The sequence below is a fragment of the Burkholderia sp. Ac-20379 genome, from assembly GCF_017104645.1.
Classification (GTDB): domain Bacteria; phylum Pseudomonadota; class Gammaproteobacteria; order Burkholderiales; family Burkholderiaceae; genus Burkholderia.
Genome location: NZ_JAAGPF010000547.1, coordinates 1 through 2897, shown reverse-complemented (window position 1 = coordinate 2897; position 2897 = coordinate 1). Strand labels below are relative to the sequence as shown.

The following is a 2897-nucleotide window of genomic DNA, read 5'->3' as shown; positions in this document are numbered from 1 at the left end:
CGGTTCGGGCGGGGGCGGCGCGCGTGAAGCACGGCGCCGCGGGGACGGATACGGATGGTGTGCGTTGTCATGGTCGATAACAGGACATTGCGGATCAGGCGCGCGTTACGCAGGGTCGTCAAGCACCGAGGACTCCCGCCTCGCGCACGTAGATCGCCATCCGTTTTTCAAGATAGCACCGCAAAATCCGGGAAATATTTCCCCCGGCTGATGCGGGCTATTCGGTGGCGATCATGTTGATCGTAGTACGTCGCGGGGCGGGATGGCGCGGACGACGGGCGGCGGGGGCCGCCGGCGCAGCGCCGGCGGGGCATCGGCACGATGCCGCCGCGGTGCGAGGCGGGCAGGAGGAACGGGGCGAAGGCCGCCCCGGCAAGGCTTGGTGTTAACGCCGAGCGGCGGGCTGGATCAGGCCCCGCGCGCGATGCGGCGGCGGTTGCGGATCAGGCCGGCGGCCACCAGCACGAAGATCACGACGAAGCCGATCGCGGCCCAGCCCGGCAGCAGAATCCCGAGGATCGGCGGGTAGAGCGTTTCGCACAGGCCGGCCACCTTGAACAGGGTTGGGAACCACGTGGCCGGCGGCAGGCTGTCGACGATCGGCTGCATCGTGTCGAAGCCGCAGCTGAAGCCCGGATGGAGCTGGATCTGCCAGTGATGGATCGCGGTGCCCGCGCCGGCCGCGGCCGAGATCAGGATCAGCACCTCGATCACCGCCAGGCTGCGCCAGCTGCGCAGGCCGTTGCCGAGGAACGAGAAGATCGCGATCACGGCGAAGAAGTAGCGCTGGATGATGCAGAGCGGGCAAGGATCCTCGCCCTTGACGACCTGGAGATACAGCGCGCCGGCCAGCAGCGCGACGCAGACGACGCCGAGCAGCGTCAAGAGGCGGCGCTCGCGGCGCAGCGACAGCGAGAAATCGTTCATCGGTGGTCGATCCCGAAAATTGAGTCGTCGGATTTTAGCGCGAACCGGCGCGCTTTTCGGGCCGGCGGGTTCGCCGACGCACCGATTCGGGGCGAGGCTGGCGGCGCGGTCAGGTGGCCGTCAGGGCCGCGCCCTTTGCCGAGCCGCCGCCCGTGCTCAGCGGATCGTCGCCAAGACCGCCTCGACGGCCTGGCCGATCGCCAGCAGCGCGTCGTCGCGATGCGGCGCGGCCGCGAGCATCAGCCCGACCGGCGCGGTATCGCGCGGATGGCAGGGCAGCGACAGCGCGCAGGCGTCGAGGAAGTTGAACGCGCTCGGATTGCGCAGGATCAGCGCGTTGGTGCGGGCGAACGCGTCGTCGTCGCGTTCGAGATCGGCGATGCGCGGCGGCGCCACCGGCACGGTCGGCGCCAGCACCGCGTCCACGCGCGGCCACAGCGTGCGCGCCGCCTCGTCGAGCACGGCCTCGCGTGCGGCGAGCAGATCCAGATAATCGGCGGCGCTGGCCGGTTGGCCTTTCAGGATGCGCGTCAGCACGCGCGGGTCGTAGCGGTCGGCGTGCCGCGCCAGCAGCGGCCGGTGCCAGGCGTAGGCCTCGATCGGCGAGAAACCGAAGCGGTTGATGTCGGCGAGCCGGTCGAGCGGCGCGAAGCGCAGGTCGGACACGATCGCGCCGGCCGCTTCGAGATGCTTGAGCGCGGCGTCGAACGCGGCCGTGACCTCGGCATCCATGCCGTCGGTCACGTAATGGTTGAGCACGCCGAGCCGCACGCCCTCGAGCGGTCGGGCGGCCGGCACGCCTGGCTCCAGCCCGGCCAGGATCCGGTCGACCAGCGCGCAGCAGGCCACCGACACGCCGATCGGCCCGAACGAATCGAGCGTGGCCGACAGCGGCACGCCGCCCGTGCGCGGCACGCGGCTCGCGGTGGGCTTGAAGCCCGTCAGGCCGCACAGCGCGGCCGGAATCCGGATCGAGCCGCCGGTGTCGGTGCCGAGCGCGACGGCCGCCATGCCGTCCGCCACCGACGCCGCCGCGCCCGACGACGAGCCGCCCGCCACCCGTGCATCGCCGGCCACGCCGCGCCGGTACGGCGAACTGGGCGTGCCGTAGTGCGGATTGAGGCCGAGGCCCGAGAACGCGAACTCGCTCATGTTGGTGCGGCCCACGAAGACCGCGCCGGCGCGGCGCAGCCGGGCCACCACGGGCGCGTCGGCTTCGGCCGGCGGCGCGTCGTCGAGCGCGATCGAGCCGGCGCGCGTGACCTGGCCGGCCACGTCGAACAGATCCTTGACCGACACCGGAAGGCCCGCCAGCGGCGACAGCACCGTGCCGGCCGCGCGCAGGCGGTCGTGGGCGTCGGCGGCGGTGCGAGCCGCGTCGCCGTCCACGCCGAGGAACGCGACGGCGCCCTGGCCGGCGGGCGAGGCGATGCGTTCTAGCGCGGTGTCGACGAGCGCGCGGCTGGTCGTGCGCCCGGCGGCGAGATCAGCGGCCAGCGTGGCGAGCGGCGGGAACGGGGCGAAAGTGGTCATGGCGGCGTCGGGTCGGAAGGCGAGGGGACGGAGCCGCGCGGCGGCTCCGGCATGCAGGCTGATGATAGTAGGGGGATCGATTGCATGCGTCCAGCCGGCCGGATGGCCGATGCGAAGCGGCGTCGCGCAAGGCGATGCGGGCGCGGCCGCCGATCGCCCGCGAATCGATCGGCAATCGGTGGCGATTTGCCGCTGATCCGGTACTGAAGGATAATGAATCTTCGTCTAACCCTCGCGTGACAGACGCGCCAGACCCTCGTCATGAGCGAAAACACGCCTTCCGCAGCACCGTCCGGCCCGCGTCCGGACCTCGCCACGGCCGCCGATGCGGCCTCCCAGAATCCCGCCGCCGCCCCGCCTCCCGAGCCGCCCAAGCCGTCGCCGGCCGCGTTCGCCGCGCAGGTGCCGGCCGCCCAGGACGTGCCGGTCGAGCCGGT

2 protein-coding genes are annotated in these 2897 nt (G+C 72.2%); both read right to left on the bottom strand.

From position 1 onward, the window contains the following. Positions 1 to 408 precede the first annotated feature (408 nt). Positions 409 to 927 carry a disulfide bond formation protein B gene (locus tag G3N92_RS32550; protein WP_206131636.1) on the bottom strand — a complete coding sequence of 173 codons (519 nt, stop codon included), beginning with the start codon at positions 925 to 927 and terminating at the stop codon, positions 409 to 411. 156 nt (positions 928 to 1083) lie between these two features. Continuing rightward, entirely contained in the window at positions 1084 to 2460 is a 1377-nt protein-coding gene (locus tag G3N92_RS32545; RefSeq protein ID WP_206131635.1) for an amidase, read from the bottom strand. Positions 2461 to 2897 lie beyond the last annotated feature (437 nt).

What these genes read in the sequence shown, in the direction of transcription:
- G3N92_RS32550 (WP_206131636.1), bottom strand. Translation starts at nt 927, where the DNA reads ATGAACGATTTCTCGCTGTCGCTGCGCCGCGAGCGCCGCCTCTTGACG.
- G3N92_RS32545 (WP_206131635.1), bottom strand. Translation starts at nt 2,460, where the DNA reads ATGACCACTTTCGCCCCGTTCCCGCCGCTCGCCACGCTGGCCGCTGAT.